At 65.0% G+C, this 4,933-nt stretch carries 5 protein-coding genes; all 5 read left to right on the forward strand.

Annotation, left to right across the window (positions count from 1 at the left end; translation table 11 throughout):
* Positions 1-172: 172 nt before the first annotated feature.
* The 5 genes from QMZ05_RS40315 to QMZ05_RS40335 all read left to right on the forward strand — a co-directional run bounded on the left by QMZ05_RS40315 (position 173) and on the right by QMZ05_RS40335 (position 4,657).
* Positions 173-946: an ABC transporter ATP-binding protein gene (locus tag QMZ05_RS40315; RefSeq protein ID WP_353705809.1), complete on the forward strand. Its 774-nt coding sequence runs from the start codon at positions 173-175 to the stop codon at positions 944-946.
* Positions 947-951: 5 nt separating this feature from the next.
* Positions 952-1,656, forward strand: coding sequence for an ABC transporter ATP-binding protein (locus tag QMZ05_RS40320; protein WP_353705813.1), 705 nt, complete (start codon positions 952-954; stop codon positions 1,654-1,656).
* 187 nt (positions 1,657-1,843) lie between these two features.
* Positions 1,844-2,725 carry a branched-chain amino acid ABC transporter permease gene (locus tag QMZ05_RS40325; RefSeq protein WP_353705810.1) on the forward strand — a complete coding sequence of 294 codons (882 nt, stop codon included), beginning with the start codon at positions 1,844-1,846 and terminating at the stop codon, positions 2,723-2,725.
* Positions 2,722-3,732, forward strand: a complete 1,011-nt coding sequence (locus QMZ05_RS40330; protein ID WP_353705811.1) for a branched-chain amino acid ABC transporter permease — start codon at positions 2,722-2,724, stop codon at positions 3,730-3,732. The genes QMZ05_RS40325 and QMZ05_RS40330 overlap by 4 nt, the downstream gene beginning before the upstream one ends.
* The gene (locus tag QMZ05_RS40335) at positions 3,698-4,657 is read left to right on the forward strand and encodes a polyphosphate kinase 2 family protein (RefSeq protein WP_353705812.1); all 960 of its coding nucleotides are present in this window, start codon (positions 3,698-3,700) and stop codon (positions 4,655-4,657) included. Before QMZ05_RS40330 ends, QMZ05_RS40335 begins: the two co-directional genes overlap by 35 nt.
* The last annotated feature ends 276 nt before the right edge of the window (positions 4,658-4,933 follow it).

Raw genomic sequence — 4,933 nt, forward strand, 5'->3', positions numbered from 1 at the left:
GTGGGTTGGGGTGGGGGCTCTCTCCACGAATCGTATCGTGGAGAGAGCCCCCACCCGGATCGCATCTTCGATGCGCTCCGACCTCCCCCGCAAGCGGGAGAGGTGCAGCGAGTCTGCGGCCAGGTTGTTTCCGCCTGACTCTATCTTGCTCTAGCGCTGCGAAAGGGACGCCGTGCTCGCCGTAGAAGGCCTGGTCAAGCGGTTTGGCGGCTTTCGCGCCGTCAACAACGTGTCGTTCCGCGTCGAGCAGGGCGAGATCCTCGGCCTGATCGGCCCGAACGGCTCCGGCAAGAGCACGATCTTCAACATGCTCTCCGGCACCTTGCCGCCGACCGAGGGCTCGATCCTGTTCGACGGCCGCGAGATCGCGGGCCTTGCGCCGCACCGGATCATCGTCGGCGGCATCGGCCGCACCTTCCAGATCCCGCGGCCGTTCCATCGCCTCAGCATTTTCGAGAACGTCGTGCTCGCCGGCTTCTACGGCCAGGGCCGTCACAGCCGCGCCAAGGCCGAGGAGGCGGCCGAGCGCGCGCTGGCGATGGTTGGGCTGCCGACCGATCGCCATGCCAGCGTCGAGGGCCTCGGCGCCGCCGGATTGAAGAAGCTCGAACTGGCAAAGGCGCTCGCCACCGGGCCAAAGCTTCTGCTCGCCGATGAAAGCCTCGGCGGGCTCGATGAGGCCGAGATGGACCAGGCCGCCGACATGCTGCGCCGGATCCGCGACGAGCTCGGCATCACCATCATCTGGGTCGAGCACATCATGGGCGTGTTGATGCGCGTGGTCGACCGCGTGATGGTGCTGGATCACGGCGAGAAGATCGCCGAGGGCCTGCCGGCGGATGTTGCCGGCGATGCCCGGGTGATCGAGGTCTATCTCGGCACCGACGCGGACGCGAGCCTTGCGGCGGCGGCCGCGGCGCAAGCGCGCCGCCGGATCGGGGCGTGAACGGCATGCTGGAGCTGAAATCGATCGATGCGGGCTATGGCAGCTTCCAGGCGCTGTTCGACGTCAGCCTCGACGTCAAGGCGGGCGAGGCGGTCGGCGTGATCGGCCCGAACGGCGCCGGCAAGACCACTCTGATGCGCGTGATCTCCGGCTTGATCCGCCCGATCAGCGGCACGATCGCCATGGAAGGCACCGACGTCGCCGCGACGCCTGCGCATCGCATCGTCAGTCTCGGGATCGCGCATGTGCCGGAAAACCGCCGGCTGTTTCCGCGGCTCACCGTGGCGGACAATCTGAAGATGGGCGCCTACATGCCGGGTGCCCGCGCGCACTATACCGAACGGCTGGAGTTCGTGTTCGAGCTGTTCCCCCGGCTCAAGGAGCGCCTGCAGCAGATGGCCGGCACCATGTCGGGCGGCGAGCAGCAGATGTGCGCGATCGGCCGCGCGCTGATGTCGAACCCGAAACTGCTGTTGCTCGATGAGCCCTCGGCCGGGCTCGCGCCGGTCGTGGTGCAGCAGGTGTTCGAGCTGGTCAAGCGCATCCGCGCCTCAGGGCTGACGGTGTTGATCGTCGAGCAGAACGTGCAGCAGGTGCTGCGCGTGGTCGATCGCGCCTATCTCTTGGAGGCCGGCAGCATCCGCGCCGCCGGCACGGCAGCGGAGCTCGCGGCCAGCGACACCATCAAGCAGGCGTATTTGGGGGTGTAGGGGATGATGACGATATCGGAAAGTGTTGCGGCATCGGCGGTTCACCTCTCCCCTTGTGGGAGAGGTCGGATCGCATCGCTAGATGCGATCCGGGTGAGGGGTTACGCTCTCTCGTGGGACCTGTTGCCCTCCCCCGGCGCTACGCGCCGACCTCTCCCCGACGGGGAGAGGTAAGAGAGAGGCAGCCATGCAATCCTTCCTCGACATCTTCGACATCTACCTGCTGGAGGCCGTCATCAACGGCATCCTGCTCGGCGGCGTGCTGGCGCTCTTGGCGCTCGGGCTCAATTTGATCTTCGGCGTCATCGACGTGACCTGGATCTGCTACGCCGAGCTCGTGATGATCGGCATGTACGGCATGTACTATCTGGTACAGGTCTTCCATCTGCCGTATTGGGCCGCCGCGCCGCTGGTCATCCTGCTGGTGGCGCTGCTCGGGGCCGCGCTGCACTTCTTCGTCATCGCGCCGCTGCTGACCGCACCGCCGATCAACCAGCTGCTCGCCACCGGCGGCGTGCTGTTCATCCTGCAGAGCTTTGCCACCGTCGCCTTCGGCATCGACTTCCGCAATCTCGGCATCCGCTTGCCGGTGCTGGCGCTCGGCGAGATGAATTTCAGTTACGCGCGGTTGCTGTCGTTTGCGGCCGCGCTGGTCGGCATGATCGGCGTCTATCTGTTCCTGACCCGCACCTTCACCGGCACCGCGATCCGCGCCATCGCGCAGGACCGCCAGATCATGCCGCTGATGGGCGTCGATCCCAAGCGCATCTATCTCGTCACCTCGGCGATCGGCGGCGGGCTCGCCGGCCTCGCCGCGTGTCTGTTGGTGCTGCAATATGACGTGCATCCGTTCGTCGGCCTGTCGTTCGGGCCGATCACCTTCCTGATCTGCGTGCTCGGCGGGCTCGGCAATTTCATCGGCGGCTTCATCGCCGCCTTCGTGTTCGCCGAGATCATCTCGCTCGGCGGCCTGTTCTCCGATCTCGAATGGGGCTATGTGCTGGCGTTCGCCTTCTTCATCGTCATGATGTTCATCCGGCCCGCGGGCCTCTTGGCGAGGCGCTCGTGAACAGGCAAGTTGCCTTCTGGATCATCGCGCTGATTGCGCTCGTCGCGCTGCCCTTCGTGCACCGCGATCCCTATCATCTGCACGTGCTGGTGCTGATCCTGATCTGGTCGTTCGCCTATACGTCGTGGTCGATCATGGGACGCTTCGGCCTGGTCTCGCTCGGCCATGGCGGCTTCATGGGGATCGGCGCCTATGTCACCGCGCTGCTCTGGAATCACCTCGGCGTCTCGCCCTGGATCGGCATCCCCCTGAGCATGGCGACCGCGGGCGTGCTCGCGCTTGTTGTCGCCTATCCCTGCTTCCGCTTCCGCATCACCGGGCACTATTTCGTGCTGGTGACCTTGGCGCTGTCCGGCATCGTGCTGCAGGTCATCACCGCGACCCGCGACTACACCGGCGGCTCGCTCGGCTACACGCCGCAGCGCGCCCAAAGCGGCAAGGGCCTGTTCGCGCTGCAATTCGACGACAAGACCACCTGGTACCTGATCGCCCTCGCGGTCTGGGTCGCCGGTCTCGTGATCTGGCGCGCGATCGACCGCAGCATGATCCGCCATGCCATGGAGGCGATCTCGGAGGATGAGGACGCCGCGGCCGCCGCCGGCGTCAACGTCACCGCCGAGAAGCTCAAGATCACCCTGATCAGCGCGCTGATGACCGCGCTGTCGGGCGCGCTCTACTGCCAGTACCAGATGTTCATCTCGCCGGACACCGTGAGCGGCATCGCGGTTTCGCTGCAGATGGTGTTCGCGGCGATCGTCGGCGGTGTCTATGTCGCGCTGGGGCCGACGGTCGGCGCCGTCATCACCATCGTGCTGGCCGAGGTGCTGCGCATCTCGTTCGGTACCAAGGCTGTCGGCTGGGACAATCTGGTCTACGGCATATTGCTGGTGCTCTTCATCATCTTCCTGCCCAAGGGCATTCTTGGTAGCGTGATCGACCGGATCAAATCGCCACGCAAGCCGTCGAGAGGCCATGAGCAGCAAACCGTCCCCATCGCTCGCCGATGAACTGAAACCCTACGTCGCGCCGTTCCGCTTCGACGGGAGTGGCGAATTTCACCTGAAGTCGTACCCGACCGCCGAGAAGGGCGGCATCGACAAGGACGCCGGCGGCAAGATCATCGAGGCCAACCGCAAGCGGCTCAACGATTTCCAGGAGAAGCTCTACGCCCAGGATCGCTGGTCGCTGCTGCTGATCTTCCAGGGCATGGACGCGGCGGGCAAGGACAGTGCGATCAAGAGCGTGTTCGAGGGCGTCAATCCGCGGGGCTGCGAGGTCTCCTCCTTCAAGCAGCCGTCGAGCCGGGAACTCGACCACGACTACATGTGGCGCGCCATGATCGCGCTGCCGGAGCGCGGCCGCATCGGCATCTTCAACCGCTCCTATTACGAGGAGTGCCTGGTGGTGCGGGTGCATCCCGAGGTGCTCGGCAAGCAGAAGCTCCCGAAAAAGCTGGTGACCAAGAACATCTGGCGCGAGCGCTTCGAGGACATCTCCGCGATCGAGCGCTATCTGTCGCGCAACGGCACCATGATCCTGAAATTCTTCCTGCACGTCTCCAAGGAGGAGCAGCGCCAGCGCTTCCTCGACCGGCTCGAGGAGCCGGCCAAGAACTGGAAGTTTTCCATGGCCGACATTTCCGAACGGCAGCTATGGGCCAAGTACCAGGCGGCCTATCAGGACATGATCCACCACACCGCGACCAAGGACGCGCCTTGGCACATCGTGCCCGCCGATCACAAATGGTTCGCCCGCGTCGTGATCGGTTCGACCATCGTCAACGCGCTCGACCGGCTCGATCTGAGATTCCCCGAGGTCGACAAGGCGGACCTCAGCGAATTCAAGCGCGTCCGCGCGGCGCTGGAGACGGAAGGCAAGGGCGGGGCGGTGGAGAAGAAGGCGGCTGAGAAGAAGGAGGCTACGAAAGCTTAGCGGCGCGTTTTCTCTCGCGCATGGCCCAACTTCGTAAGGTGAGCACGCTCGTCAGGCTCCCTCCCCCCTTGCGGGGGAGGGTGGGGAGAGGGGTGAGCCCCGGGCGAGATCATCGACGATGGGCGTCGCTATAACAGTGCGCCACGCCTGCTCGTGAAAGACGAATGGAAAGAGTACGCCGTGTGGTACCCCTCTCCCTAACCCTCCCCCGCAAGGGTAGGGGAATCGCATATGGCGGCGGAGGGGTGTTGCCAAGCTGTTGGAACTGGATTCTTT

Source organism: Bradyrhizobium sp. INPA03-11B (assembly GCF_040446015.1).
GTDB classification, from domain to species: domain Bacteria; phylum Pseudomonadota; class Alphaproteobacteria; order Rhizobiales; family Xanthobacteraceae; genus Bradyrhizobium; species Bradyrhizobium macuxiense_A.